Source organism: Variovorax sp. 05N34 (genome assembly GCF_056397405.1).
This window is the reverse complement of sequence record NZ_JBFTNI010000003.1, coordinates 461904-486346: the sequence shown is the minus strand read 5'-3', so window position 1 is coordinate 486346 and position 24443 is coordinate 461904. Positions and strand designations below refer to the sequence as shown.

Annotated in this window: 22 protein-coding genes; 14 read left to right on the top strand and 8 right to left on the bottom strand. The window is 66.1% G+C overall.

Annotated elements, in window-relative coordinates; all coding sequences use genetic code 11:
- The first annotated feature begins 1 nt into the window (after nt 1).
- Genes AC1DMA_RS11340 through AC1DMA_RS11300 form a run of 9 tightly spaced genes read left to right on the top strand, consistent with a single transcriptional unit; the run spans nt 2 to nt 10316 of the window.
- Entirely contained in the window at nt 2-1810 is a 1809-nt protein-coding gene (locus AC1DMA_RS11340) for an acyclic terpene utilization AtuA family protein (protein ID WP_478144231.1), read from the top strand.
- Entirely contained in the window at nt 1807-2655 is an 849-nt protein-coding gene (locus tag AC1DMA_RS11335) for a TetR/AcrR family transcriptional regulator (protein WP_478144230.1), read from the top strand. The genes AC1DMA_RS11340 and AC1DMA_RS11335 overlap by 4 nt, the downstream gene beginning before the upstream one ends.
- Nucleotides 2652-4124 (top strand): acetyl-CoA carboxylase biotin carboxylase subunit, encoded by a 1473-nt coding sequence (locus AC1DMA_RS11330; protein ID WP_478144229.1) that lies wholly within the window; start codon nt 2652-2654, stop codon nt 4122-4124. Before AC1DMA_RS11335 ends, AC1DMA_RS11330 begins: the two co-directional genes overlap by 4 nt.
- A 19-nt stretch (nt 4125-4143) precedes the next feature.
- Nucleotides 4144-4635: an acyl-CoA carboxylase biotin carboxyl carrier protein subunit gene (locus AC1DMA_RS11325; protein ID WP_478125154.1), complete on the top strand. Its 492-nt coding sequence runs from the start codon at nt 4144-4146 to the stop codon at nt 4633-4635.
- Nucleotides 4632-6242 carry an acyl-CoA carboxylase subunit beta gene (locus AC1DMA_RS11320; RefSeq protein WP_478125153.1) on the top strand — a complete coding sequence of 537 codons (1611 nt, stop codon included), beginning with the start codon at nt 4632-4634 and terminating at the stop codon, nt 6240-6242. The genes AC1DMA_RS11325 and AC1DMA_RS11320 overlap by 4 nt, the downstream gene beginning before the upstream one ends.
- A gap of 33 nt (nt 6243-6275) precedes the next feature.
- The gene (locus AC1DMA_RS11315; RefSeq protein WP_478144228.1) at nt 6276-7913 is read left to right on the top strand and encodes an AMP-binding protein; all 1638 of its coding nucleotides are present in this window, start codon (nt 6276-6278) and stop codon (nt 7911-7913) included.
- Between the two features lie 14 nt (nt 7914-7927).
- Nucleotides 7928-8914 carry an NAD(P)H-dependent flavin oxidoreductase gene (locus AC1DMA_RS11310; RefSeq protein WP_478144227.1) on the top strand — a complete coding sequence of 329 codons (987 nt, stop codon included), beginning with the start codon at nt 7928-7930 and terminating at the stop codon, nt 8912-8914.
- A gap of 53 nt (nt 8915-8967) precedes the next feature.
- Nucleotides 8968-9522, top strand: coding sequence for a DsbA family protein (locus AC1DMA_RS11305; RefSeq protein WP_478144226.1), 555 nt, complete (start codon nt 8968-8970; stop codon nt 9520-9522).
- Entirely contained in the window at nt 9519-10316 is a 798-nt protein-coding gene (locus AC1DMA_RS11300) for an enoyl-CoA hydratase/isomerase family protein (RefSeq protein WP_478144225.1), read from the top strand. The genes AC1DMA_RS11305 and AC1DMA_RS11300 overlap by 4 nt, the downstream gene beginning before the upstream one ends.
- 60 nt (nt 10317-10376) lie before the next feature.
- Here the strand turns inward: AC1DMA_RS11300 and AC1DMA_RS11295 are convergent, their stop codons facing one another.
- Nucleotides 10377-11081 carry a TetR/AcrR family transcriptional regulator gene (locus AC1DMA_RS11295; protein ID WP_478144224.1) on the bottom strand — a complete coding sequence of 235 codons (705 nt, stop codon included), beginning with the start codon at nt 11079-11081 and terminating at the stop codon, nt 10377-10379.
- Between the two features lie 199 nt (nt 11082-11280).
- Between AC1DMA_RS11295 and AC1DMA_RS11290 the strand changes: the two genes are divergently transcribed.
- The 4 genes from AC1DMA_RS11290 to AC1DMA_RS11275 all read left to right on the top strand — a co-directional run bounded on the left by AC1DMA_RS11290 (nt 11281) and on the right by AC1DMA_RS11275 (nt 17043).
- Nucleotides 11281-14589 carry an acetyl-CoA carboxylase family protein gene (locus tag AC1DMA_RS11290; protein ID WP_478144223.1) on the top strand — a complete coding sequence of 1103 codons (3309 nt, stop codon included), beginning with the start codon at nt 11281-11283 and terminating at the stop codon, nt 14587-14589.
- Nucleotides 14590-14620: 31 nt separating this feature from the next.
- Nucleotides 14621-15904: an SGNH/GDSL hydrolase family protein gene (locus AC1DMA_RS11285; protein WP_478144222.1), complete on the top strand. Its 1284-nt coding sequence runs from the start codon at nt 14621-14623 to the stop codon at nt 15902-15904.
- Nucleotides 15905-16018: 114 nt separating this feature from the next.
- Nucleotides 16019-16396, top strand: coding sequence for a YXWGXW repeat-containing protein (locus tag AC1DMA_RS11280; protein WP_478144221.1), 378 nt, complete (start codon nt 16019-16021; stop codon nt 16394-16396).
- Between the two features lie 269 nt (nt 16397-16665).
- Nucleotides 16666-17043 carry a helicase SNF2 gene (locus tag AC1DMA_RS11275; RefSeq protein ID WP_478144220.1) on the top strand — a complete coding sequence of 126 codons (378 nt, stop codon included), beginning with the start codon at nt 16666-16668 and terminating at the stop codon, nt 17041-17043.
- 86 nt (nt 17044-17129) lie between these two features.
- Here AC1DMA_RS11275 and AC1DMA_RS11270 read toward each other — a convergent pair whose 3' ends face one another.
- The 4 genes from AC1DMA_RS11270 to purU all read right to left on the bottom strand — a co-directional run bounded on the left by AC1DMA_RS11270 (nt 17130) and on the right by purU (nt 20619).
- On the bottom strand, nt 17130-17855 hold the full coding sequence (locus AC1DMA_RS11270; RefSeq protein ID WP_478125143.1) for an LrgB family protein: 726 nt from the start codon (nt 17853-17855) through the stop codon (nt 17130-17132).
- A gap of 2 nt (nt 17856-17857) precedes the next feature.
- Nucleotides 17858-18205 (bottom strand): CidA/LrgA family protein, encoded by a 348-nt coding sequence (locus AC1DMA_RS11265; protein WP_478144219.1) that lies wholly within the window; start codon nt 18203-18205, stop codon nt 17858-17860.
- A 1-nt stretch (nt 18206) separates the two neighbouring features.
- On the bottom strand, nt 18207-19712 hold the full coding sequence (locus tag AC1DMA_RS11260) for an FAD-linked oxidase C-terminal domain-containing protein (protein ID WP_478144218.1): 1506 nt from the start codon (nt 19710-19712) through the stop codon (nt 18207-18209).
- A 61-nt stretch (nt 19713-19773) separates the two neighbouring features.
- A complete protein-coding gene (gene purU / locus AC1DMA_RS11255) occupies nt 19774-20619 on the bottom strand; it encodes a formyltetrahydrofolate deformylase (protein ID WP_478144217.1) in 846 nt (281 codons plus the stop codon).
- 91 nt (nt 20620-20710) lie between these two features.
- On the opposite strand from purU, the gene aptA reads away from it, so the two are divergent.
- A complete protein-coding gene (aptA, locus tag AC1DMA_RS11250; RefSeq protein ID WP_478144216.1) occupies nt 20711-22045 on the top strand; it encodes an omega-aminotransferase AptA in 1335 nt (444 codons plus the stop codon).
- Nucleotides 22046-22078: 33 nt separating this feature from the next.
- On the opposite strand, the gene AC1DMA_RS11245 is transcribed toward aptA, so the two are convergent.
- The 3 genes from AC1DMA_RS11245 to ydiK all read right to left on the bottom strand — a co-directional run bounded on the left by AC1DMA_RS11245 (nt 22079) and on the right by ydiK (nt 24419).
- Nucleotides 22079-22918 (bottom strand): ChaN family lipoprotein, encoded by an 840-nt coding sequence (locus tag AC1DMA_RS11245; RefSeq protein ID WP_478125138.1) that lies wholly within the window; start codon nt 22916-22918, stop codon nt 22079-22081.
- A gap of 33 nt (nt 22919-22951) precedes the next feature.
- Nucleotides 22952-23230 (bottom strand): BTH_I0359 family protein, encoded by a 279-nt coding sequence (locus AC1DMA_RS11240; protein WP_478125137.1) that lies wholly within the window; start codon nt 23228-23230, stop codon nt 22952-22954.
- A 115-nt stretch (nt 23231-23345) separates the two neighbouring features.
- Entirely contained in the window at nt 23346-24419 is a 1074-nt protein-coding gene (gene ydiK, locus AC1DMA_RS11235) for an AI-2E family transporter YdiK (RefSeq protein ID WP_478125136.1), read from the bottom strand.
- Nucleotides 24420-24443 lie beyond the last annotated feature (24 nt).

Here is a 24443-nt window from a genome sequence, read left to right as displayed (position 1 = left end):
CATGAGCACACCTGCCACTTCTCCGCTGGGCCGCCCGCTGCGGATCGGTTGCGCCAGCGGCTTCTGGGGCGATTCCGAGGCCGGCGCGGCGCAGCTCGTGCGTCACGGCAACGTCGATTTCCTCGTGTTCGATTTTCTGGCGGAGATCACGATGTCGCTGCTGGCGCGGGCCCGGGCCAAGTCGGCCGATGCGGGTTATGCGCCGGACTTCGTCCGTATCGTCGCCGCACTGGCGCCCGAGCTGAAGTCGCGCGGCATCCGGGTGGTGTCGAATGCGGGCGGGGTCCATCCGGCGGCGTGCCGCGATGCATTGAAGAAGGCGCTCGATGCGCAGGGCATTGCCATGCGGATCGCGGTCGTCGAGGGCGACGACATCGCCTCGCAGGTCGACGCACTGCGTGCCGCAGGGACGCGGGAGATGTTCAGCGGTGCGCCGATGCCGGACAACTTCCTCAGCGTCAACGCTTATCTTGGCGCGCAGCCGATCGCGGCGGCGCTCGACGCCGGGGCGGACATCGTCATCACCGGCCGCGTGGTCGACAGCGCCGTGACGCTCGCGCCGCTGGTGCATGCCTTCGGATGGCGCTGGGACGACTGGGACAAGCTTGCGACGGGCAGCCTCGCGGGCCACCTGATCGAATGCGGTGCGCAGGCCACCGGCGGCATCTTCACCGATTGGGAACAGGTGCCCGGATGGGACGACATGGGTTTCCCCATCGTCGAGTGCGAACCTGATGGGAAGAGCTTCGTGCTCACCAAGCCGCCGGGCACCGGCGGGCTGGTCTCGCCCGGTACGGCCGCCGAGCAGATCGTCTATGAAATCGGCGATCCGCGGGCCTATCTGCTGCCGGATGTCTGCTGCGACTTCGCCGACGTGAACTTGGCTCAGGAGGGCGAGCATCGCGTGCGCGTGAGCGGCGCGAAAGGCACCCCGGCACCGCGGACCCTGAAGGCGAGTGCGACCTATGCCGACGGATGGCGCCTGCTCGGGACGCTCATGATCGGCGGCCAGCGCGCGGCGGACAAGGCGCAACGGGTTGGCGAGGCCATCTTCGCCCGGTGTCGTCGTTTCCTGGCCGAGCGAGGCCTTGCGGATTTCAGCGAGACGAGCCTCGAAGTGCTCGGTGCCGAAGGCACCTACGGCGCCCATTCGCGCATGCGGGCGAGCCGCGAAGTCGTCCTGAAGATCGCCGCGCGGCACGGCGAGCGCGCTGCGCTCGAACTGCTTGCGCGCGAGATCGCCCCGTCGGCCACCGCGATGGCGCAAGGCATCACCGGTTTCGCCGCCGGCCGGCCTTCGCCGTCGCCAGTGGTGCGACTCTTTTCGCTGCTGGTGGACCGCAAGACGGTTCATGCGCGCGTCAGCCTCGACGGAGAGCCGTTGCCCTTCGATGAATTCGTGCCGGCGGCGGCCGGCGAGGCGCCGCGGCAGACCGACATCGCGCCTGCACGGCAGGAGGATGGACCCACCGAGCGTGTGCCACTCCTGCGCATCGCCCATGGGCGCAGCGGCGACAAGGGCGACATGGCCAACATCGGCCTCATCGCGAGGTCGCCCGCGGCCTGGCGCGTGCTGCTGCAGGAACTCGATGCCGACAAGGTGGCGGCGTACTTTGCGCATGTCTGCAAGGGGAAGGTCACGCGCTACACGCTGCCGGGCTTCCATGCCATCAACTTCACGCTCGAAAACGCACTCGGAGGCGGCGGCATCGCGTCGCTTCGCTACGACCCGCAAGGCAAGGCCTTTGCACAGATGTTGCTCGACCTCGAGATCGACGTGCCGACAGCGGTACTGCGAACACTCACATGAAACAGAACGCCAAAACCCAATCCAACAGCGGCGATACCGACAAGGTGACTCCGATCGCCGCCGGCAAGCAGACGCCCCGACGCATGCGGCGCGCGGCGGAGATCCTTGCCGCCGCGCGCGAGGTCTTTCTCGAAAAGGGCTTCGAACGCTCGTCGGTCGGCGAGATCGCGACCCGCGTCGGCGTGGTCGAAGGGTTGGTGTACTCGTACTTCCCGACCAAGCGCGACCTCCTCAACGAGGTGCTGCGTGGCATGTACGAGCCACTGATCCAGGACATCGCCGACAGTTTCGCGCGCATCCACGGCCTGCGCAGCCGCTTGCGCTACCTCGTGTGGCGGCATCTGCGCGTGTACGTCGAAGAGCCCAGCCTGTCGCGCATCGTGCTGCACGAGGTGCGCACCAGCCCCGAGTACTTCAAGTCGGTATTGCACGACCTGCACGTGCACTACACCTCCTTCCTGCTGCTGACCGTGCGCGAGGCCATGCAGCAGGGCGAGCTGCCCGCTGACACTGATGCCGAGACGGTGCGCAGCATGGTCTATGGCGGCATCGAGCACCGGATGTGGTCGCTGCTCTACGGCCGGGGCTCGATCGACGTCGAGGCCATGGCGGACAGCTATACCGCGATGCTCCTCAACGGCATCCTGTCGCCGAAAGCGCGCGCAGGCGGCGCTGAAATCGAGGCGCGTGCTGCTGGCCCCGATGACGCGGGTCCGGCCGACGACATCGAACGCCGCCTCGCAAGGCTCGAGCGCATCGTCGCGCTGGGTCTGACACCGACGCCTGCCGCAACCGCCCCATCCGCCCCATCCGCCGCCGCCAAGCGGCTCAGGAAGTCGACATGACCGCGATCCGCAAGCTCTTCATCGCCAACCGCGCGGAGATCGCGCTGCGCATCGTGCGCACGGCCACGCGCATGGGCATCGATACGGTGGTGCCGTGGCACGAGAAAGACCGGGCGGGTCCGGCGCTTGCCGCGGCGACGGAGACGGTCGAACTCTTCGGCGAACCGCCAGTGGCCGCGTGGCTCGACGCAGAGGCGATGATCCGCGCCGCGCGAGACACCGGCTGCGACGCCATCCACCCGGGCTACGGCTTCCTGTCGGAGAACGCGGCGTTCGCGCAGACCGTGGCGGACGCCGGACTGGTCTTCGTCGGCCCCACGGCTGCCGCGATCGAGCTGATGGGCGACAAGATCAGCGCACGCCGCTTCGCGATCAGCCACGACGTGCCGGTGACGCCTTCGGCCGACGAGGCGGACGATCCGGCGAGCTTCGCCCAGCGGGCGCGGGGCATCGGTTTTCCGCTGCTCATCAAGGGCGCTGCCGGCGGCGGCGGCAAGGGCATGCAGATCGTCCGTCGGGAAGAGGACCTCGCGGCCGCGATCGACATCGCGCGCGGCGAGAGCCAGCGCTACTTCGGCGACGGTCGCCTGTTCGCCGAGCGCTTTGTCGAGCGGCCGCGGCACATCGAAGTGCAGGTGTTCGGCGACGTGTATGGCAAGGTCATCCACCTGGGCGAGCGCGAGTGCTCGATCCAGCGCCGTTTCCAGAAGCTCATCGAAGAATCGCCAGCACCCGGGCTCGCACCTGCATTGCGCGAGCGAATCTGCAGCGCGGCAGTGCGACTGGCGTCGGCGGCGGGCTATGTGAATGCCGGCACCGTCGAATGCATCGTGTCGCCCGAGGGCGAGTTCTTCTTCCTGGAGATGAACACCCGGCTGCAGGTGGAGCACCCGGTCACCGAGATGGTCACCGGGCTCGACCTGGTCGAGCTGCAGTTGAGGGTTGCGCAAGGCGAGCCGCTGGGCATCTCCCAGGACGATGTGCGCGCGTCCGGCCATGCGATCGAATGTCGCATCCTGGCGGAAGATGCGGACGCGGGCTTCGTGCCCGACACCGGGCGCGTGCTGCTGCTGCGCACGCCGCAGGGGCCCGGCGTGCGCTTCGACGGCGGCGTGACCGAGGGCGCAGCGGTGACGGCCGACTTCGACTCCATGCTGGCAAAGCTGGTCGTCCATGGCGCGGACCGCCGACTCGCGATCTCGCGCATGCGCACCGCACTGGCCGAAACCACGATGCTTGGCGTCACCCTCAACAGCGACTACCTCGCGCGGGTGCTCGGTCATCCGGACTTCGGGCGGGGCGAGACCGACACGGGCTTTCTCGAACGGCATCGGGACGCGCTGCGACCGGCGCCGCTCACCGATGGCGAGCGCCGCGCGGTGCTCGCCGTGGCCGCCAGCGCCGCACCCGACCGTGCTGCGTATCCGGCGCCCGAGCCGTATGCCTCCATGGGCGCGTGGCGCAACTGAATCACTCGAAGCGACCTTCATGACGACCCTACTTTTCAGCAATGCGCCGGGCGAGCGGCATCAGGTGCACCGGCATGTCGATGGTGTGCAGGTGGACGATGTCCGCCTCCCGGTCAGGAGCCTCGGCCGGGGCGACTTCGTCGCCAGCATCGACGGCCGCGGTGAGCGTCTGTGCGCGGTGGCGCATGGGGATGCGATCTATGTGCAGCTCAAGGGACGGGCCTGGCGACTCGATCGCGTGGACGCCACGCGCTCGCGCGGCGGCAGCGCAACGGAAGCCGCGGGCGCGTCGATCGCGCCGATGCCCGGCGTCGTCGTGTCCGTGCACACCGGCGCGGGAGAGGCCGTGCGGCAGGGCGATCCCCTGCTGGTCATCGAAAGCATGAAGCTGCAGATGACCATCGGCGCCGCCGCGGACGGTGTCGTGGCCGAGCTGCCCTTCGGCGTCGGCCAGACCTTCCAGCGCGGCGCGACGCTGGTGCGCATTGCCGCAGCGGAGGCCACCGCATGAGCCGCATCGAAAGCCGTATCGACACTGCAAGCGAAAGCTTCAAGCAGAACCGCAAGGCCATGCTGGCGCACGTCGAAGGCCTGCGCACCCGCTTGCACAAGGCGCGCTTCGAGCGGCCGGAGCGCGACATCGAGCGACTGCACCGCCAGAACAAGCTCACGGTGCGCGAGCGGCTCGACCTGTTACTGGATCCGGGCACGCCCTTTCTCGAGATTGGCGCCCTGGCGGCGAACCGCGCCTACGAGGGTGAGGTTCATGGGGCAGGGCAGGTGTCGGGCATCGGGATCATCGCGGGGCGCGAGGTCGTCATTCATGCCGACGATCCGAGCATCAAGGGCGGCGCCTGGTATCCGCTTTCGGTCAAGAAGATCGTGCGCACGCTCGATATCGCGATCGAGAACCGCCTTCCTGTCGTGCACCTGTGCGACAGCGCCGGTGGCTTCCTGCCGCTGCAGTCCGACCTTTTTCCCGACCGGCATGCGGCCGGGCGCATCTTCCGCAACCAGTGCACGCTGTCGAAGATGGGCGTGCCGCAGATCGCCGTGGTGCTCGGTCACTGCACTGCCGGCGGTGCCTACATCCCTGCCCTGTGCGACTACAGCGTGATCGTGCGCGGCAACGGCGGCGTCTTCCTCGGCGGTCCGCCGCTGGTGAAGGCCGCGACCGGGGAGGTCGTCTCGGCCGAGGCCCTGGGCGGTGCGCAGATGCACACGACGGTTTCGGGCACTTGCGACTACGCCGCCGACGACGAGCCGCACGCCATGGCCATTGCGCGGGACATCCTCGCCCAGACCACGCCCATCCGCAAGCAGCAGATCGACCGCGTCGATGCCCAGCCGCCGCACTACGACCCCGCCGAGCTGTACGGCATCATCCCGACCGATTGGAAGACCGGCTTCGACATGCGCGAGGTGATCGCGCGCATCGTCGACGGCAGCGAGTTCCACGAGTACCAGCCGGGCTACGGCACCACGATGGTCTGCGGCTTTGCGCGCATCTGGGGATGCAAGGTCGGCATCCTGGCCAACAACGGCGTGCTGTTCAACGACAGCTCCCTCAAGGCCGCGCACTTCATGCGCCTTTGCGACCGCGACCGCACGCCACTGGTCTTCCTGCAGAACATCACCGGCTACATGGTGGGGCGCGAATACGAGGAGCGCGGTATCACGAAGGACGGGGCCAAGATGATCATGACGCAGGTCGGCTGCACCGTGCCCAAGTTCACGGTGATCGTCGGCGGCTCGTTCGGCGCCGGCAACTACGGCATGTGCGGCCGCGCCTTCGACGGGCGATTCCTCTGGATGTGGCCACAGTCGCAGATCGCCGTGATGGGCGCCGAGCAGGCCGCCAACACACTGGCCGAGGTCAAGGTCCGGCAGCTCCAGCGCAAGGGCCATGAACTGTCGGCCGGGGAAATCGCGGCCATCCGCGATCCGGTGCTCAAGAGCTTCGAAGAGGAAAGCGATGCCTACCACTCGACGTCGGAGCTGTGGGATGACGGCATTCTCGACCCGGTCGACACGCGCAATGCGCTGGGCATGGCCATCGTCGCTTCGCTCAACGCGCCGTTCAGCGAAGACATCGGCTACGGCGTGCTGCGGCTCTGACCGGCGATCCCGCAGCGCAGGAGATCCGTATCCATGATCACGATCGACGAAGACACGACCATCGGCAGCGCCTTCTTCAGCGCCGCCCGCAGCTACGGCGGCAATGCCTTCCTTGCGGTGCCGGCGAATCTTGCGCGCAGCTATGCGGCAGAAGGCAGCGAGATCAGCTATGCCGACGCGGCGGCGGAGGTCGAGCGGCTGATGCGCGTGTACACGGAAGCGGGCTACGGCGTCGGCCATCGGGTCGGCCTGCTGCTGGAGAACCGGCCCGAACACCTGTTGCACAAGCTGGCGATGAATGCGCTGGGCATCTGCTGCGTGCCGCTGAACCCGGACCACCGTGCTGGCGAAATGGCCTTCGTCATCGAGCATGCGCGTGTCGACATGGTGGTGGTCATTCCTGCGCTCGAGCCGTTGCTGCGCAGTGCAATGGACGAATCGGCGCGGCAGCCCCTGGCGGTCCGGCTGGGCGCCTTCGACGGTGGCAACGCCGCGATCCCTTCGCCGCGCGTTCGCGCGGCTTCCACCACCCCCGGGCCGGATACGCCCGCGAGCGTGCTCTACACGAGCGGCACCACCGGCCGGCCCAAGGGTTGCGTGCTCTCGCATCGCTACGAGCTGGCCGCCGGTGCCTGGTATGCGACGCGCGGCGGACTGGCCAGCTTCGGTGAAGGCTGCGAAAGGATCTACAACCCCCTGCCGCTGTTCCACGTCAATGCGTCGATCTTCTCGTTCTTCTGCGCGATGGTGAAAGGCAATTGCCAGATCCAGACCGACCGGTTCCAGACCTCGCGGTGGTGGACCGAGGTGCGTGAGTCGCGGGCAACCGTCGTGCACTACCTGGGCGTGGTCGTGCCGATGCTGCTGGGGCAGCCCGCTTCGCCGCAGGACCGCGACCATCAGGTTCGTTTCGCGATCGGTGCCGGTGTCGAGCCGCAGCGGCACGCCGCCTTCGAGGCGCGCTTCGGCTTTCCGCTGATCGAGATCTGGGGCATGACGGAAATGGTCCGGGCCCTGATCGACAACATGGCGCCGCGCCAGGTCGGCACGCGCGCCTTCGGCCGGGCACAACCCGGGGTGGAGGTCCGTGTGGTCGACGACGCCGACGTCGATGTGCCGGACGGCACCGACGGCGAAATGATCGTGCGCCACTCGGCCGCCGACCCGCGCAAGGACTTCTTCAGCGGCTACCTGGACGATCCGGCCGCGACCGAAGCGGCATGGCGCGGCGGCTGGTTCCACACTGGCGATATCGTCAACCGCTCCGCCGACGGCATGCTTCACTTCGTCGACCGGCGCAAGAACATCATCCGCCGCTCGGGCGAAAACATCGCGGCCGCCGAGGTCGAGGCCTTGCTGCAGACGCATCCGCTGGTGGAGCAGGTCGCTGTGCTGGGCGCACCCGACGAGATACGCGAGGAAGAAGTGCTGGCCTGCATCGTCCTGCGCGAGAGCGCCATGGCGGACGTCGACGCGGCCGTGAAGACGCTCTTCGACCACTGCAATGCGCGGCTGGCGTACTACAAGGCGCCGGGTTGGGTCTGGATCACCGACCAGATCCCGACCACCGCCACGCAGAAGATCCAGAAGCACCAGATATTTCCAAAGGGTGTCGACCCACGCACACTGGCCGGCATGCGCGATCTGCGCAGCTGGAAGAAGCGGGGCTGACCGAAAGATTCGCCATGCCGATGCCTCCGCTCTTCCAGCGCGCCCTGTCGCTTCCCGCAATCGGCTCGCCGATGTTCCTCGTGTCCTTTCCGACCCTCGTCACTGCGCTGTGCAAGGCGGGCGTGGTCGGCACATTCCCACATGTCAATGCCAGGCCGCAGTCGCAGCTGGATGCGTGGCTGGGGGAAATCGAGCGCGATCTCGCGGCCTGTCGGGCGTCGAACCCCGATGCAGTCGTCGCACCGCATGGCATCAACCTGATCGTGCATCGCACGAACGCGCGTTTCGAGCCCGATCTCGAAGTCGTGGTGCAGCACCGCGTGCCCTTCGTCATCACATGCCTGGGCAATCCGGCGCCGGTGGTGGAGGCGGTGCACGCCTATGGCGGCACGGTCTTCTGCGATGTCACGAGCGCCGACCACGCGCGCAAATCGGTGCATGCAGGGGTCGACGGCCTCATCTGTGTGGGCGCCGGGGCGGGTGGACATGCGTCGAGCCAGAGCGGGTTCTCGCTGGTGCGGGAGATCCGCGAGTTCTGGGACGGCTGCCTGGTGCTGGGCGGCGCGATCAACGATGGCTGGCAGATCCGTGCCGCCGAGGCGCTCGGAGCCGACCTGGTCTACATGGGCACGCGCTTCCTTGCGACGAAGGAGTCGCAGGCACAGGAGGCGTACAAGCAGATGGTGGTCGATTCCAAGGTGAGCGATCTCGTCTACACCGACCGGTTGTCGGGCGTGCACGCCAACTATCTCCGTCCCTCGATCGAGCGTTTCGGGATCGACGTCGAGAGGCTACCGCCCAAGGCGCCCGACATGAGCGCCCTGACCAATACGGAAGCACGGCTCTGGAAGGACCTGTGGAGCGCAGGGCAGGGCGTTGCGACCATCCACGACATTCCCACGGTGGCGCAGCTCGTCGAACGCATCTCGGCCGAGTACCGTGCGGCCTGCGCGTTGCCGCCGAGCGCGGCGCTGGCACCATTGGCACCGTCGGCGCGATGATGCGGCCGCCAATCGATTTCTGGTTCGACTTCGCTTCGCCCTACGGCTATTTCATGGCCGAGAAGATCGAGGTCGTCGCGGGCCGCCATGGCCGCCGCGTGCGATGGCGGCCCGTCATTCTGTTCGCCGTGCTGCGTGCACTGGACCTGCCGCCGCCGATGGGCCACGAGGTCAAGCGCGCGTACATGCAGCTGGACTTCGAGCGCTCCGCCCGTTTCCTCGATGTGCCGTTCCGCTTACCCGCGGGGTTCCCGGCGGTCACCCAGCACGCGGCACGCGCCTTCTATCTTCTGGAGCGCCTGGAACCTTCCCTGGCCGTCGACTTCGCGCGTCTGGCGTTGCGGGCTTACTTCGTCCAAGGTGCCGACCTGGGCGATGCCATGCAGGTCGCGCGATGGGCATGCGAAGCGAATCCGGCGCTCCCCGATCCGGCGGATTTCGCGCTGCGCATGCGGGCCGACGACGCCCGGGCGATGCTGGCATCGGCCGTCGATGAAGCAGTGCGGGAACAGGTGTTCGGTTCGCCAACGGTCGTGATCGATGGCGAGCGGTTTTTCGGCGTCGATCGCCTTCCGCAGATCGAAGCCTGTCTTGCGGGGACTCTATGAACCAATCGTCTTCAGATGCGCATGTGCTGGTCCATGTCGAGGGCGCGGTCGGCGTCATGCGCTTCAATCGCGGCGCCACGCTCAACACGCTCGACATCCCGATGCTGCTGGCCATGGAAGCCGCGCTCGGCGAGTTCGAGGCGAACGACGCGGTGCGCGTCGTCGTGCTGACCGGCGCGGATGAGCGTGCATTCGTCGCGGGCGGCAACATTGCCGATCTCGACAGCCGGCGCGGCCTGCAGCATTACCAGGAGTTCGGCGACATCGTGGCGCGGGTGTTCCAGCGATTCGAGGCGTGCCCGAAGCCCACCGTGGCCGCGGTCAACGGATGGGCGCTCGGCGGCGGCATGGAGTTGCTGCTGTGCACGGACATCCGCCTCATCGCCGAGGACGCGCAGATCGGCTTGCCCGAGATCAAGCTGGGCCTCTTTCCGGGCGGCGGCGGTTCGCAGCGCTTGATGCGCCAGTTGCCCCTGTGCCAGGCCAAGCGGCTGATGTTCCTCGGCGATCCTGTGTCGGCACGGGAGGCAGTGTCGCTGGGCCTGGTCAATGAATCGGTACCGCGCGAGGACCTCATGCACGCGGCCATGACGCTCGCGCACAAGCTCGCCGCGAGGGCTCCCCTGGCGCTGAAGATGCTGAAAAGCGCGATGCACATTGGGGCCGACATGCCGCTCGGCAATGCGCTGCAGTACGAGCGGGCGATGATCAGCCTGGTCTTCGACAGTGACGACGCGCACGAGGGCTGCGCCGCATTTCTCGAAAAGAGGCCCGCCAGGTTCAAGGGAGCCTGAGAGACTGCCTCCGGCCGTTGCTAGTGCCTTCTCAGCGAGGCAAGCGACAACGCAGTGCGTTCAACGGTCGCGCTCGCGCACACCGAGCACTCGCCAGGCCAGCTTCGACAGTTCCGCCGCGACTTCGTCGGGCGACAGGCGACCGTCGGGCCGGTACCAGCTGTAGAGAAAGCCGGGGAGGCTCAGCGCAGCGAAGGCGGTGATCTTGGTCTCGCCAAAGTCGAGGTCGCCGTCGGCGCGTGCCTGCTCCAGCAGCGGAAAGAGCTGGTCGTAGAAGTGACGCGCCAGCTTCTTCTGTGCAGCGAGGTACTCGGGCCGATAGACCTGCGGCTCCTTGTAGGCAAAGAAGGCGCAGGGGTGGTGCGAAACCGTTGCGCGGATCAGGCGTTCGATGCCTTCCTTGACCTTCTCGACCGCACGCCGGTCATCGTCCTGCGCGAAATCCATCGAGGTGAAACAATCGACCGCGGGCCGCCACGACAGCGTCTCGAAGATCTCCTGCTTGTCTCGGAAGTAGTAGTAGACGAAGGGCTTGGTGGCGTCTAGCGCGCGCACGATCTGCGCCATCGTCGTGTTTGCATAGCCCTGCGCCGCAAAGAGCTGCGCCGCCGCCTGCAGGATGCGCTCGCGCTGCATGTCGGTGCCGGCGGTCGCGGCGCGCTGGCGGCCCGTGCCCTGCGGCAGATCGCTTCTTCTCGAAGCCGCATCGCCGCGTCCGGATGGTTCGTGAGAGGGTTTGTGCGGTGTCGCCGAAGTTATACCCATGGGTAGGATTGTTGGGGCACCATGCAGCGATGGCAAGCGGCCAACCCTATCGATAACCCTGTGAGAGTGACGCCATGGAGACAACGCAGCCCCCGATCGTCCGCAGCAACCGCTGCACGAATACCTCCGGACCCATGCGCGCGAGCGCGGCACCGGCGCCGGAAAAGTGTTGCGCCGCCTTCTCGAAGGCTGACGGACGATGATGAAGAAAGTCCTGATTGCCAATCGCGGCGAGATCGCGGTGCGGCTGGTTCGCGCGGTGCGTGATCTCGGCATCGAGAGTGTCGTCGTCCATGCCGTCGACGACGCATCGGCGTTGCACGTGCAGCTCGCCGACATTGCAGTGCCCTTGCATGCGACCGGCCCGTCGGCTTACCTTGATGTTGCCGCGTTGATCACGATCGCGCGCGATCATGGATGCGATGCGGTGCACCCCGGCTACGGGTTCTTGAGTGAACGCGCAGACCTCGCGAAGGCATGCGCAGACGCGGCCCTGCGGTTCATTGGCCCGACGCCGGATCAACTTGCGCTCTTCGGCGACAAGGCCCGTGCGCGCGCGCTCGCCGAGCAGTGCGATGTGCCGGTGATGCCCGGCAGCGCCGGTGCCGCGACGCTCGCGGAGGCCCAGGCCTTCTTCGCTGCGCAAAAGGCCGACGGCGCGGGCGTGATGGTCAAGGCCATCGGTGGTGGTGGCGGGCGCGGCATGCGAGCCGTGCTGAACGCCGACGAGCTTCCAGAGGCACACGCACGCTGCATGTCCGAGGCCAAGGCGGCTTTTGGTGTCGAAGGCGTCTACGTCGAACGCTTGATGCGCAATGCGCGCCACATCGAAGTACAGGTCATCGGCGATGGCAAAGCGGTTGCCAGCCTGGGCGAGCGCGAATGCACGCTTCAACGGCGGTTTCAAAAGCTGGTCGAAATTGCACCGAGCCCCTCGCTGCCCAACGCGCTGCGCGAGCAGATCACGCAAGCGGCGCTCCGCATGGCCAAGGCAGTGGGCTATCAGAGCCTTGGCACGTTTGAATTCCTCGTCGACGAGCATTCGTCGACACTGCCCTACGTCTTCATCGAAGCCAATCCAAGATTGCAGGTGGAGCACACCGTGACCGAAGCGGTGACGGGCCTGGACCTCGTGCAATTGCAGATTGGCATCGCGACGGGGCAGACACTTGCTGACGTCGGCGTCGATACCGGGCGCATAGCACCTCAGCGCGGGTTTGCAGTGCAATGGCGCATCAATGCCGAGACGCTCGATTCGCAAGGCAATGCGCGGCCTTCCGGCGGCACGCTGAGTCGCTTCGATCTGCCGGCCGGACCCGGCGTGCGTGTCGATACGCATGGCTATGCCGGGCTCGCGCCTTCGCCGCACTACGACACGCTGCTTGCCAAGCTGATCGTGCATTCGTCCTCGCCGCGCTTTGCCGACGTCGTGCGCCGCTCGCTGCGCGCGCTGGAGGAATGCCGTATCGAGGGCATCGCGACGAACCTCTCGCTGCTGCAGGCCATCGCAATGCGGCCGGAATTCGGGAGTCAAACGGTACACACCCGATTCGTCGAAGCGCATCTGGCCGATCTGCTGGCCGCCGCCGGGCAAGTGAACGCGGCCGCTGCGAAGCACGCGCGCCCTGCGGCCTCTGTGGCCACTGAAGCTGCAAAGACAGTTGCGGAGGATGAGGACGACGAACTCATGGTGAAGGCACCCATGCCCGCCAAGCTCGTGCAATTCGAAGTGGATGTCGGCGACGTCGTACCCGCTGGCGCCCAGATCGGCGTGCTCGAAGCCATGAAGATGGAGCACCTGCTGCACGCCCCTGTTGCGGGCCGCGTCATCGCGCTCATGGCGCAGCCGGGTGACTATCTCGTCGAAGGGCAGTCTTTGGTGAAGCTCGAAGCCGTGGACGCGCATGCCGTCGAAGCTGAAGCGCGTACTGAACGTGACCTGGACGAGATCCGCCCCGATCTGCGGAAGGTCATCGACCGGCACGCATTCACGCTCGACACGAACCGTGCCACCGCGGTCGCGAAGCGTCATGCACAGGGTGGCCGCACTGCGCGCGCCAACGTCGCTGATCTTTGCGATCTCGCTGACGACCCCGGCAACTTCGCCGAGTACGGCGCACTGGCGATTGCCGCGCAGACGCGCCGCCGCTCGCTCGAGGACTTGATCGCCAACACACCCGCGGACGGCATGGTGACCGGCATCGGAAGCATCAATGCGAAGCAGTTCGGCGCAGAGAAGTCGCGCTGCGTGGTCATGTCCTACGACTACACCGTGCTGGCGGGCACGCAGGGCATGCGCAACCATCACAAGACCGATCGCATGCTGGGCATCGCGCACCAGCTGGGCTTGCCCGTGGTTCTGTTTGCCGAAGGCGGCGGCGGCCGGCCCGGGGACACCGACATGCCGATCGTTGCCGGGCTGAACAACCACACGTTCAGCCAGTTTGCGGCGCTCTCCGGAAAGGTGCCGGTCGTCGGAATCGTGCATGGACGCTGCTTCGCGGGCAATGCGGCGCTCCTGGGTTGTGCGGACGTGATCATCGCCACCGAGGCCAGCAACATCGGCATGAGCGGCCCCGCCATGATCGAAGGCGGCGGTCTCGGCACATTCGCGCCTGAGCAGATCGGCCCGAGCAGCGTGCAGTCGCGCAACGGCGTGATCGACATCCTCGTGAAGAATGAAGCGGAGGCGGTTGCCGCGGCAAAGCAGTACCTGTCGTACTTCCAGGGCCCGACGAGTGCATGGGAATGCGCCGATCAACGCGCGTTGCGCCACGCCGTCCCTGAAAACCGGCTGCGTGTGTACGACGTGCGTGCCGCAATGCGCGGCGTGGTCGACACCGGCTCGCTGCTGGAACTGCGTGCCGGATTCGGCGCCGGCATCGTGACCGCGCTGGCACGTATCGAAGGCAAGCCGGTAGGGCTGCTCGCCAACAATCCGCATCATCTCGGCGGCGCGATCGATGTCGAGGCCGCGGACAAGGCTGCGCGCTTCATGCAGCTTTGCAATGCGCACGGATTGCCGCTGGTTGCGCTGTGCGACACACCCGGCTTCATGGTGGGCCCCGAGGTCGAAGCGCAAGCGCAGGTACGGCATGTGTGCCGGATGTTCATGGTGGCATCGCACCTGCGCGTGCCGTATTTCGCGGTCGTGTTGCGCAAAGGTTATGGGCTCGGAGCGCAGGCAATGACCGCCGGCGGTTTCGATGCGCCTGTGTTCACCGTCGCGTGGCCGACGGGCGAGTTCGGTGCGATGGGGCTTGAAGGCGCGGTGCGGCTGGGCTTCCGAAAGGAGCTCGAAGCTGCGCCCGAAGGGCCTGAGCGCGATGCACTGTTCAAGAAGCTGGTGGCGCAGCAGTACGAGAACGGCGAGGCCATCCACATGGCGCAAACGCTGGAGATCGATGCCGTCATCGATCCCGCCGATACGCGATCGTGGCTGGTACGCGGGCTGGCGTCATCCGCCGCATCGCACCGTCCGGCCACGGCGTACGTCGACACATGGTGAAGAGGATTCCGTAAACTGCGCTGCTTTGCGCATGAACCTGGTTGCACGACTCTTTGGCGCTCTGATGCTGGGCGTGGCGCTGGCCCATCCGCCAGCGCTCGCGCAGACGGCGCAGACGGCGCAGTCGGCGCAATCGCACGACGAGGTTCGCTGGGCAGGCAGTTGGGCGGCGGCACCGCAGGACTACGCGCAGCCGCTTCCGTGGGTTGCAGCGCCGACGTCGCCTCCGCCGCTGCTTGAAAACCAGACCTTGCGGCAGGAACTCCAACCGACCCTGGGCGGACGCCGTGTGCGCGTTCGTTTCTCGAATCGCTTCGGCAAGAAGCCGCTTCATATCGCGTCGGCCAATGTGGCGCGGAACACGGGCGGACACGCGGTGTCTCCTGCTTCGCTGCAAAGTCTGCAATTCGGCGGCCATGCAGACATCACCATCGCGCCCGGCGCGGAAGCCTGGAGCGACGCCGCTTCGTTTGCCGTCGCGCCTGACCAGACCGTATCGGTCAGCTTCTACGTCGATGCGCCGGTGCCTTTCGCGACGGTGCATCACCTGACGCCGGGTGCGACCTGGGTCTCGCCGGGCAACAGGGTCCGCGAGGCCACTTTGCCGGATGCCGCGCGTACCGACTGGAACCACATCGTGACGGGCCTGGATGTCCTCGGGCCGAGGGCAGCGCGTGTCGTGGTCGCGTTCGGCGATTCGATCACCGAAGGTGCGGGCATCGAAGGCGACGGGCGCATGCTGCGCTACCCCGAGCGCCTCGCGTTGCGCTTGCGCGGAAGGCCTGGCAGTGCAGGGCAGTTCTCGGTGCTCAACGAGGGCATATCGGGCAATCGCCTACTCAGCGACGGCGCCGGACCCAAAGGCATCGATCGCTTCCGGCGCGATGTGCTGGAGCAAAGCGGCGTGACGCACGTGATCATCCTGATCGGCATCAACGACATCGGCTTGACCTTGCCGCAGGGCTCGAGCGGACGGCTGGGCCCTCCGGAAATCGATCAGATCACCGCGGGCTTGCAGCGGTTGATCGACGAGTCGCGCGCCTGGGGCGTCAAGGTGCTGCTGGGCACGCTGCTGCCTTTCAAGGGGTCGCCCTACTGGACTGCGGAAAAAGAGCTCCGCCGGCAGGCCGTGAACCGTTGGATCCGCGGCCAGCAGGGCGTCGATGGCGTCGTCGATTTCGATGCGGCACTGCGCGATCCTGCCGATCCCCAGTCGCTGAAGCCCGTGTACGACCTGGGCGATCACTTGCATCCCGGCGTTGCGGGCCATGCGGCGATGGCTGACGCTATCGACTTGCGCGCGCTGCAGAAATAGAGATGTCGCCGCAGGATCGGCCGAAACAGGTTTACACAAGACTTCGCCGGGCGCTTACGAAGGATTCACATGGGGCATGGAGGATGAAGTCTCCAGCAACTCAAAGGAATCCTCATGAAAAAACTCGCTGTCACTTTTGCGATGGGTGCCGCATCACTTCTGTCGCTCGGCGCGATGGTTGTGCCGACAGCCGCACAGGCGCAGGCCGTGGTTTCGGTGCGCGTGGGTCCGCCGCCCGCGCCGCGTCGTGAGCACGTTCCGCCACCCCGCCCCGGCTATGTCTGGGCACCGGCCCACTATGAATGGAACCACGGGCGCTATGTCTGGCAAGGCGGAAACTGGATGCGCGCCCGGCCAGGCTACGCCTACCGCGCGCCTCAATGGCACGAGCACGGCGGCCGCTGGGAATACCAGGCTGGCGGGTGGGACAACGACCATGATGGCGTGCCGAACCGCTACGACCGCCGGCCGAACAATGCGTCTCGCAGCTGATCTCCTGAAGGGCGCCGCCTAAGGCGCGGCGCCCTGGAGCGGGAAGTGAGCTCCCGCTCTCGCCATTTGACTGTTTCGGCTTCGGCAACAGACTTGTGCAGGAGTACTAGGGTTTCTACTAAGAATTCGAGCGCAGAATTCACTCCACAGGACAGCAGCAGCAAGCAGTTCTGAGTGAACAGGGCCCCCGAGAGAGGTGGCCGCCCTCCAGGGACGGCGCCCCACCCAAGACCGGTTCGAAACCATCCTCACAGTCAAAAGGAACCGAAATGAAGACCTCGAAGATCATCGCCGCAGCAGCCCTCAGCCTCCTGGCCGCCGCCGGTGCCCAGGCAGAAACGTACGAAGGCGTACAGCCCCTGGTGTCGGCAAACAGCCGCGCTACGATCCAAGCCGAAGCCGTGACCGCAGCGCACCGTGCCGACCCCTACTCTGATGGTGCCGAGTCCGGCGTCCAGGCGCTTGTAGCGAGCACCACCCCCCGCTCGGCAGTGCGCGACCAAGGCGTGGCTGCTGCGCACAGCGCGAACCCGTACGCTGAAGGCGCAACGGCCGGTGTGGCGCCGATCCTCGCCAGCGCCGTCAATCGCGACGCCGTTCGTGCCGAAGCACGCGCCGCTGCGCGCGGCAACTCGCTCGCGCTGTAACCCACGCGCTTTCGCGCCACCCTCATGCCGGTCATGCGAAATGCATGGGCCGGCTTTTTTGCGCGCCGGCGCAGAAGATCAGGAGATCAGAAGAGCCGAAAGACCAATGGCATCAGCAGCGCCGCCAGAACCACCTGCATGCCGAGGGCAAGGCCGGCATACGCGCCGGCATCCGCATTGACGTGCAGCGCCCTCGCTGCGCCGATGCCGTGCGCGGCGGTGCCGAGTCCGAACCCGCGCGCGGCATAGCCTTCAGCACTGGTGCGAATCCGAAGCACATCGAAGAGGTATTTGCCCGACAGCGCTCCGACCATGCCGGTCAGCACCGCGAACACGGCCGAGAGTGCCGGAATGCCGCCGATCTTTTCTGAGATCCCCATCGCCACCGGCGCAGTGACCGACTTGGGCGCGAGCGATAACACCACGTCGTGCGGCAATCCCATCGCCCACCCCAATGCCACCGCGGAACCGCCAGCCGCCGCGCCACCCAGCAAGGACGCCAGCACCAGCCGGCCGAATCGCGCGCGCAACTCGGCGCGCCGCTGCCAAAGCGGCCATGCCAGCGCCACCACCGCGGGGCCGAGCAGGAAGTGAATGAACTGCGCGCCCGCGAAGTAGGTCTGGTAGTCGACGCGCGTGAGGAGCAACCCACTCGCCAGCACGACCACCGACCACAGCACCGGGTTGGCCCAGGGTACGGCGCCAAGCCGTGTGTATGCCGCGTTCGCGAGCAGATACACGACCAGTGTGGCCGTAAGGCCGAAGAGCGGCGTGGCGGAAAGATAGATCCAGAGTTCGACGAAGCGGGGCATGTTCAGGCCTCGTGTTTGCGATCCGGCCAGTACAGCACCATTGCCGTCACGGCGAGTCCGATCCAGGTCGACAACGCGATGACGACGAGCATGCGGCCGCCGTATTCGTTGAGCAGCGCAAGATGCGTCATCACGCCCACGCCGACCGGAACGAAAAGCAGCGAAAGATGACTCAGCAGAAAGGTGGCGCATTCGGCCACTGGTTCGCGCACCACCGCAAAGCGCAGGCCGACGAGCATCAGCATCATTCCGAGCACTGGCCCCGGGAGAGGCAAGGACAAGCCCCGCGACAAAACTTCGCCCGCCGACTGGAAGACCAGCAGCCATGCCATGCCGCGCAAGCCGTTCATCTCAGAACCGCGGAAGGTCGGCAAAAGGCTGTGGCTTGCCGGCGCGGAACACCTGCTTGCCGTATTCGGCGCAGCGCTGCAGCGTCGGAATCACCTTGCCTGGATTGAGCGTGCCGGCCGGGTCGAAGGCGCGCTTGACGCCGAACATCTGCTCGTTCTCGGCCGCCGTGAACTGCACGCACATGCTGTTGAGCTTCTCGACCCCGACGCCGTGTTCGCCCGACACCGTGCCGCCCATTGCAACGCTGGTTTCGAGAATGTCGGCGCCGAAGAGCTCGCAGCGGTGAAGTTCGTCCGGATCGTTCGCGTCGAACAGCACCAGCGGATGCAGGTTGCCATCGCCCGCGTGGAAGACGTTGCAGCAGCGCAGGTTGTATTTCTTTTCCATTTCCTGGATGGCCAGCAGGATGTCGGCCAGCCGTTTGCGCGGGATCGTCGAATCCAGGCACATGTAGTCGGGGCTGATGCGGCCCGATGCCGGAAACGCGTTCTTGCGGCCGCTCCAGAACCTGAGTCGTTCCTCTTCGTTCTCGCTGCACGCGATGGCAGTGGCACCGCAGCCGCGCAGCACGTCCGTCATTCGGCCGATTTCCTCTTCGACCTCTTCGGCCGTGCCGTCGGATTCACACAGCAGGATCGCGGCGGCGTCGAGGTCGTAGCCCGCATGCACGAAGTCTTCGACCGCGGCAGTCATCGGCTTGTCCATCATCTCCAGGCCCGCCGGAATGATGCCGGCAGCAATGACGGCAGCGACCGCATCGCCGGCTTTACGAACATCATCGAAGCTGGCCATGATGCAGCGCGCCAACTGGGGCTTGGGCACGAGTTTGACGGTCACTTCGGTGGTCACCGCGAGCATGCCTTCGCTGCCGATCACGAGGGCCAGCAGGTCGAGCCCTGCGCAGTCGAGCGCCTCGCTGCCGAAGTCGATCGGCTCGCCTTCGGCCGTGAAGCCGCGCACGCGCAGCACGTTGTGCAGCGTCAGGCCGTACTTCAGGCAGTGCACGCCGCCGGAGTTCTCGGCCACGTTGCCACCGATGGTGCATGCGATCTGGCTCGAGGGATCCGGCGCGTAGTAGAGGCCGAAAGGCGCCGCCGCCTCACTGATCGCGAGATTGCGCACGCCGCACTGCACGACAGCCGTGCGGCTGATTGGATCGATCTTGAGGATGCGATTGAACTTGGCGAGCGAGAGCGTCACGCCCAGCGCGTCCGGCATCGCGCCGCCGGAAAGGCCCGTGCCCGCGCCGCGCGCCACCACCGGGACGCCGAGCGCATGGCAGGTTCTGAGCACGGCCTGCACCTGGTCTTCGTTCTCGGGCAGCGCAACGACCAGCGGGCGCTGGCGGTAGGCCGTGAGCCCATCGCATTCATACGGGACAGTGTCCTCGTCGTTCGAGAGGATGGCGTGCGACGGCAGCTTCTCCCTGAGCGCGCCAACCACCTTGGCCTGAAGTTCTCTGCGGGGAAGCGAGACTTTTCGCGGTTCGATGGACGCTGTGTTCATGCGCCATTGTCTCCGTCTTCACCGACCTTTCATCGACTTCGACGCCGGCTGAACGCCAGGCTCAGCGGAAGACCACGGTGCGGTGCCCGTTCAGCAGGACCCGATGCTCGCTGTGCCACTTCACGGCCCGCGCCAGAACCTGGCTCTCAGTGTCGCGACCGCGTGCGGTGAGGTCTTCGACGGTGTCGGTATGGTCGGCGCGCTCGACGTCCTGCTCGATGATCGGGCCTTCGTCGAGGTCGGCCGTCACGTAGTGCGCGGTGGCGCCGATCAGCTTCACGCCGCGGTCGTGCGCCTGGTAGTAGGGCTTCGCGCCCTTGAAGCTGGGGAGGAAGGAGTGATGGATGTTGATGGCGCGACCGGCGAGCTTGACGCACAGGTCGTTGCTCAGGATTTGCATGTATCGCGCCAGCACCACGAGATCGGCGCCTTCGGCTTCGATGATCTCGAGCTGCTTCGCCTCGCCCTGCGCCTTGGTCGCGGCAGTCACCGGAATGTGGTGAAAGGGCACGTTGTAGCTCGCCGCCAGCTGGTAGAAGTCGCGGTGATTCGAGACGATCGCGCGCACGTCGATGGAGAGCAGGCCGCTCTTCCAGCGGAAGAGCAGGTCGTTCAAACAGTGGCCTTCCTTGCTGACCATGATGACCGTCTTCATGGGCTCGGCAGCGGCATGGAGCTCCCAGCGCATTCCGAACTTCGCCGCCAGTTCGCCGATTTGCTCGCAAAGGGCCGCTTCGCTCTGATCGCAGGCGAAGCGCACGCGCATGAAGAACAGGCCGGTGCCGCGGTCGTTGTACTGGGCTGCTTCTTCGATGTTGCCGCCGCGTTCGAGCAGGAATCCGGAAACGGCATGAACGATGCCGGTGCGATCGGGGCAGGAAAGGGTAAGGATGTACGCGGGATTCATAAGGCCGGCCATTGTCGCAGGGCGCACGGGGGGCGCAGCCGGTGCCAAAATGAACCTTTTCAAGCAAGAACGTACCCCTCAGGAGCGATTCATGGCCTATAGCGACTTCAACATGGACAACCAGTGGTTGCCCTTCACCCCGAATCGTCACTTCAAGAAGGACCCGCGCGTCTTCGTGGCGGCCGACGGGATGGAGTTCACCACGCATGACGGGCGCAAGGTGATCGACGGCATCTCCTCCCTCTGGTGCGTGGGCGCGGGGCACAACCGCAAGCCGATCAACGAGGCGATCAAGACGCAGCTGGACACGCTCGACTACGCGACGGCTTTCCAGGTCAGCAACGACAAGGCCTTCAAGGCGGCTGAGATGATCGCCGCCATGGCGCCGGGCGATCTCAACAAGGTGCTGTTCTGCAATTCAGGCAGCGAAGCGGCTGACACCTCGCTGAAGGTGGCGCTGGCCTATCACCGCGCGCGCGGCGAAGGCCACCGCAATGTCTTCATCGGCCGGGAAAAGGGCTACCACGGGGTTGGCTTCGGCGGCATGTCGGTGGGTGGCATTCCGGGCAATCGCAAGGTGTTCGGCTCGGCATTCCTGCCGCGCGTGGACCACATGCGCTTCATCCATGACCCGGTCAATCATGCGTACATCCACAACCAGGAGCCTGTCTGGGTGGAGGATGCATTGGCCGAACTGGAGCAGCGCATCCTGCCGCTGCACGATCCCAGCAATGTGGCCGCGATCATCGTGGAGCCGGTGGCCGGTTCGGCCGGCTGGTACCTGCCGCCCAAGGGCTACCTGCAGAAACTGCGCGAGATCTGCGACAAGCACGGCATCCTGCTGATCTTCGATGAGGTCATCACCGGCTTCGGGCGCATGGGCACCAACTTCGCGTCGGACTATTTCGGCGTCGTGCCCGACATGCTGAACTTCGCGAAGTGCGTGACCAATGGCGTGATTCCGCTGGGCGGCGTGATCTGCCGCGACAAGCTCTACGACGCGATGATGAACACTTCAGCGCCCGAGCACGTGGTGGAGTTCTTCCATGGCTACACGTATTCGGGCCATCCGGTGGCTTGCGCGGCCGCCATCGCGACGCTGGAACTGTTCCAGAAAGAACAGCTTTTCGCTCGCGCCGGCGAGATGGGCAAGGTGTTGGGCGATGCGTTCCACAGCGCTTTCAAGGGGCTGCCCAATGTCATCGGCATTCGCAGCCTCGGGCTGGCAGCGGCCGTCGAACTCGCGCCGATTGCGGGCCTGCCGGGCAAGCGTGCCTATGACATCTTCCTGGAGTGCTTCCACAACGGCGCGCTGGTGCGGCCCGCTGGCGATGTTCTGGTGATCGCGCCGCCTTACATCGTCGAGAAGTCGCACATCGACAGCTTGGTCAACACGCTGTCGGACGCGATCAAAAAGCACGCCTGACGCACGTCACACATCACGCCTGACGAAGCGTGATCAGCCGGGCTGGCGGCGCTCCGTTCGCAGCTCGGCGCAGTAGTCTTTTTCAGGAAGGGCAGGCGTCGACCATGCGACGTCGTACACGTCAGCGTCAGCATGCGGAGCGCCTGCCTGCATCTGCACCACTTTCACTGAGATGTCGGTCGGCAAGTGCTGCGGAACCCCCAGCATCTTGTCCGCATGCCCGGCGCCGCTCACGAGCAGCACCGTCTTGCCGGGCACACGCGCCTTGACGATCGCCTGCGCCATCGACCGGTCGCGCGCGATCTGGATGCGCGTCATCGGGACGATTTGCGACTCGGGCAGCAAGTTGCAGTGGCCGCTTCGTACCGCCTCGCGTTGGGCCGACTGGGCGCCATCGGCGAGTTGGGCGTCGAGCGAAACGTCCTTCATCGCATCCTTCATGTGCTCGCGCGGCAGATTGGCGCCGATCACGGGCACGCCTGCACGCACTGCGGCCATCACAATGGGACCGTAGTCGCTCCAGGGCCAGGCGTTGTCGTTCCAGCTCAATGCGGTCTGTACCTGGGCTTCGATCGCATCGGCGCCAAGATGGCCGGTGCTGTTGCCTGCGTCGGCCATTTCGAGGGCCAGCGCCGCCAGCCGGCCATCGGCGGCGAGTGCTTCGACGGTTTGGCGCTCCAGGACATGGTGTTCGGGGGCATCGTGCTGCTCGCCGAGCAGCAAGGCGTCGACGGGCAGGAGCTTTGCGACGCGGCGGGAGACAGGAGCGTCGGCGGCCGTCGTTCCCGCGGCGCAGCCGGCCAGGAGAGCGGCGCCAATGATTGCGCTGATTGGTGCGACGAACGTCTGCGTGAAAGCGCGTCGAAGGAGCATGGCAAAAAAAGAGCGCCGAAGCGCTCTGGGTGATCAGTGGACGAGCACAGGAGTGTGCGCCAACTCGGCGTACCCCTCCAGGGTGTCCTCGACTTCTTCCTGCGTGGGTGTATTGAGTTGCCACGCGGCGATCTGCTGTTGGAAGAGTTCGGCCCATGAGCCGTCGAGGTACACCTCCTTGCCCGAGCGTTTGTCGACGATCTCGAAGCCGTGGCGCGCCAGAACTGGCAGATGAGGCGCCAGTGGCGCTTCTCCTTCGGTCGGCTGCACGTGCACGACGACGAAGGAGTCGGAGTCGTAGAGCATTTGCATTTCGGGTCCTGTGAGGATGTCGATGGCATTCATAGTCGTTAGATAGCAATCAACGCGCCAGTTTCAATATCCTTCGTGCGCTGTAGGAGCCTGCCTGTATCGTTTTGTGTCCGGATCAGCTCTTTGCCTCGACGGTCGTGAGATCGGGATCGGCCAGCCAGGCTTCCAGCAGGGTGTACGAGACCGCCAGCATGACCGGTCCGACGAAGATGCCGACCAGCCCGAAGCCGAACAGCCCGCCGATCACGCCCGCGAAAATCAGCAACAGCGGAAGATCGGCGCCGCGCTTGATCAGCCACGGACGCAGGAAGTTGTCCATCGTGCCCACGATCAGGGTCCAGATGAGCAGAAAAATCCCCCATCCTGTCGAGCCGCTCCAGAAGATCCAGACCACTGCCGGCGCCAGCACCAGCGTGGGGCCGATCTGGACGATGCAGAACATGAACATCACCGCCGTGAGCAGCGCCGAAAAGGGCACGCCGGCGATCGCCAGGCCGATTCCGCCCATCACCGCCTGCACGATGGCCGTCACGCCCACGCCCAGCGCGACACCGCGGATCGCCTGACCGGCGAGGATCACGGCGTCTTCGCCACGCTGACCGCCAAGTCTCCGGCCGAACAGGCGCACGGTCGCCGCCGCAGCCTCGCCCTGCGCGTACATCAGCCCGGCGATGACGACTGTCAGCAGGAACTGCAGCGTCAGCGCGCCAACGACGCCCGCCTGGGCAAACACCCATCCGGTGACTTGCTTGGCGTAAGGCGCGATTTCGGCTTCCAGCCCCGCCACGCCTGATGCGACCTGCGCGTTCCACGCCGTCGTCAAGCGCGGTCCGATGAAAGGCAGCCGGCCCAGCCAATCCGGCACCTGCGGCGGCCCCTGGCTGATGAGCGACCTGACCCATGCCGTGACCTCGTTCGCATTGGCGGCAATGGTCGAGATCGCCATCGTCAGCGGCAACACGAACAAGAGCAACAGAATCAGCACCATCACGAGCACCGCGAGGCTGCGGCGCCGCCAAAGCCGGGCTTCGAACCACAGCAGCGCCGGCCATGTCGCCACCACCACCATCGCGGCCCAGATCGTCGCGCCCAGGAACGGCCGCAGCACCCAGAGCGAAGAACCGATGAGCAGGGCGATGCTCAGAACGTTGAGCGTGATCTTGGCCAAATCGGTGCGGGGTTCGGTCATGGTGCGGTGCATCTTTGCTTGAAT

Bases quoted from the DNA above. Each gene is read 5' to 3' on its own strand.
- AC1DMA_RS11340 (WP_478144231.1), top strand. From the start codon at position 2: ATGAGCACACCTGCCACTTCTCCGCTGGGCCGCCCGCTGCGGATCGGT.
- AC1DMA_RS11335 (WP_478144230.1), top strand. From the start codon at position 1,807: ATGAAACAGAACGCCAAAACCCAATCCAACAGCGGCGATACCGACAAG.
- AC1DMA_RS11330 (WP_478144229.1), top strand. From the start codon at position 2,652: ATGACCGCGATCCGCAAGCTCTTCATCGCCAACCGCGCGGAGATCGCG.
- AC1DMA_RS11325 (WP_478125154.1), top strand. From the start codon at position 4,144: ATGACGACCCTACTTTTCAGCAATGCGCCGGGCGAGCGGCATCAGGTG.
- AC1DMA_RS11320 (WP_478125153.1), top strand. From the start codon at position 4,632: ATGAGCCGCATCGAAAGCCGTATCGACACTGCAAGCGAAAGCTTCAAG.
- AC1DMA_RS11315 (WP_478144228.1), top strand. From the start codon at position 6,276: ATGATCACGATCGACGAAGACACGACCATCGGCAGCGCCTTCTTCAGC.
- AC1DMA_RS11310 (WP_478144227.1), top strand. From the start codon at position 7,928: ATGCCGATGCCTCCGCTCTTCCAGCGCGCCCTGTCGCTTCCCGCAATC.
- AC1DMA_RS11305 (WP_478144226.1), top strand. From the start codon at position 8,968: ATGGCCGAGAAGATCGAGGTCGTCGCGGGCCGCCATGGCCGCCGCGTG.
- AC1DMA_RS11300 (WP_478144225.1), top strand. From the start codon at position 9,519: ATGAACCAATCGTCTTCAGATGCGCATGTGCTGGTCCATGTCGAGGGC.
- AC1DMA_RS11295 (WP_478144224.1), bottom strand. From the start codon at position 11,081: ATGGGTATAACTTCGGCGACACCGCACAAACCCTCTCACGAACCATCC.
- AC1DMA_RS11290 (WP_478144223.1), top strand. From the start codon at position 11,281: ATGATGAAGAAAGTCCTGATTGCCAATCGCGGCGAGATCGCGGTGCGG.
- AC1DMA_RS11285 (WP_478144222.1), top strand. From the start codon at position 14,621: ATGAACCTGGTTGCACGACTCTTTGGCGCTCTGATGCTGGGCGTGGCG.
- AC1DMA_RS11280 (WP_478144221.1), top strand. From the start codon at position 16,019: ATGAAAAAACTCGCTGTCACTTTTGCGATGGGTGCCGCATCACTTCTG.
- AC1DMA_RS11275 (WP_478144220.1), top strand. From the start codon at position 16,666: ATGAAGACCTCGAAGATCATCGCCGCAGCAGCCCTCAGCCTCCTGGCC.
- AC1DMA_RS11270 (WP_478125143.1), bottom strand. From the start codon at position 17,855: ATGCCCCGCTTCGTCGAACTCTGGATCTATCTTTCCGCCACGCCGCTC.
- AC1DMA_RS11265 (WP_478144219.1), bottom strand. From the start codon at position 18,205: ATGAACGGCTTGCGCGGCATGGCATGGCTGCTGGTCTTCCAGTCGGCG.
- AC1DMA_RS11260 (WP_478144218.1), bottom strand. From the start codon at position 19,712: ATGAACACAGCGTCCATCGAACCGCGAAAAGTCTCGCTTCCCCGCAGA.
- purU (WP_478144217.1), bottom strand. From the start codon at position 20,619: ATGAATCCCGCGTACATCCTTACCCTTTCCTGCCCCGATCGCACCGGC.
- aptA (WP_478144216.1), top strand. From the start codon at position 20,711: ATGGCCTATAGCGACTTCAACATGGACAACCAGTGGTTGCCCTTCACC.
- AC1DMA_RS11245 (WP_478125138.1), bottom strand. From the start codon at position 22,918: ATGCTCCTTCGACGCGCTTTCACGCAGACGTTCGTCGCACCAATCAGC.
- AC1DMA_RS11240 (WP_478125137.1), bottom strand. From the start codon at position 23,230: ATGCAAATGCTCTACGACTCCGACTCCTTCGTCGTCGTGCACGTGCAG.
- ydiK (WP_478125136.1), bottom strand. From the start codon at position 24,419: ATGACCGAACCCCGCACCGATTTGGCCAAGATCACGCTCAACGTTCTG.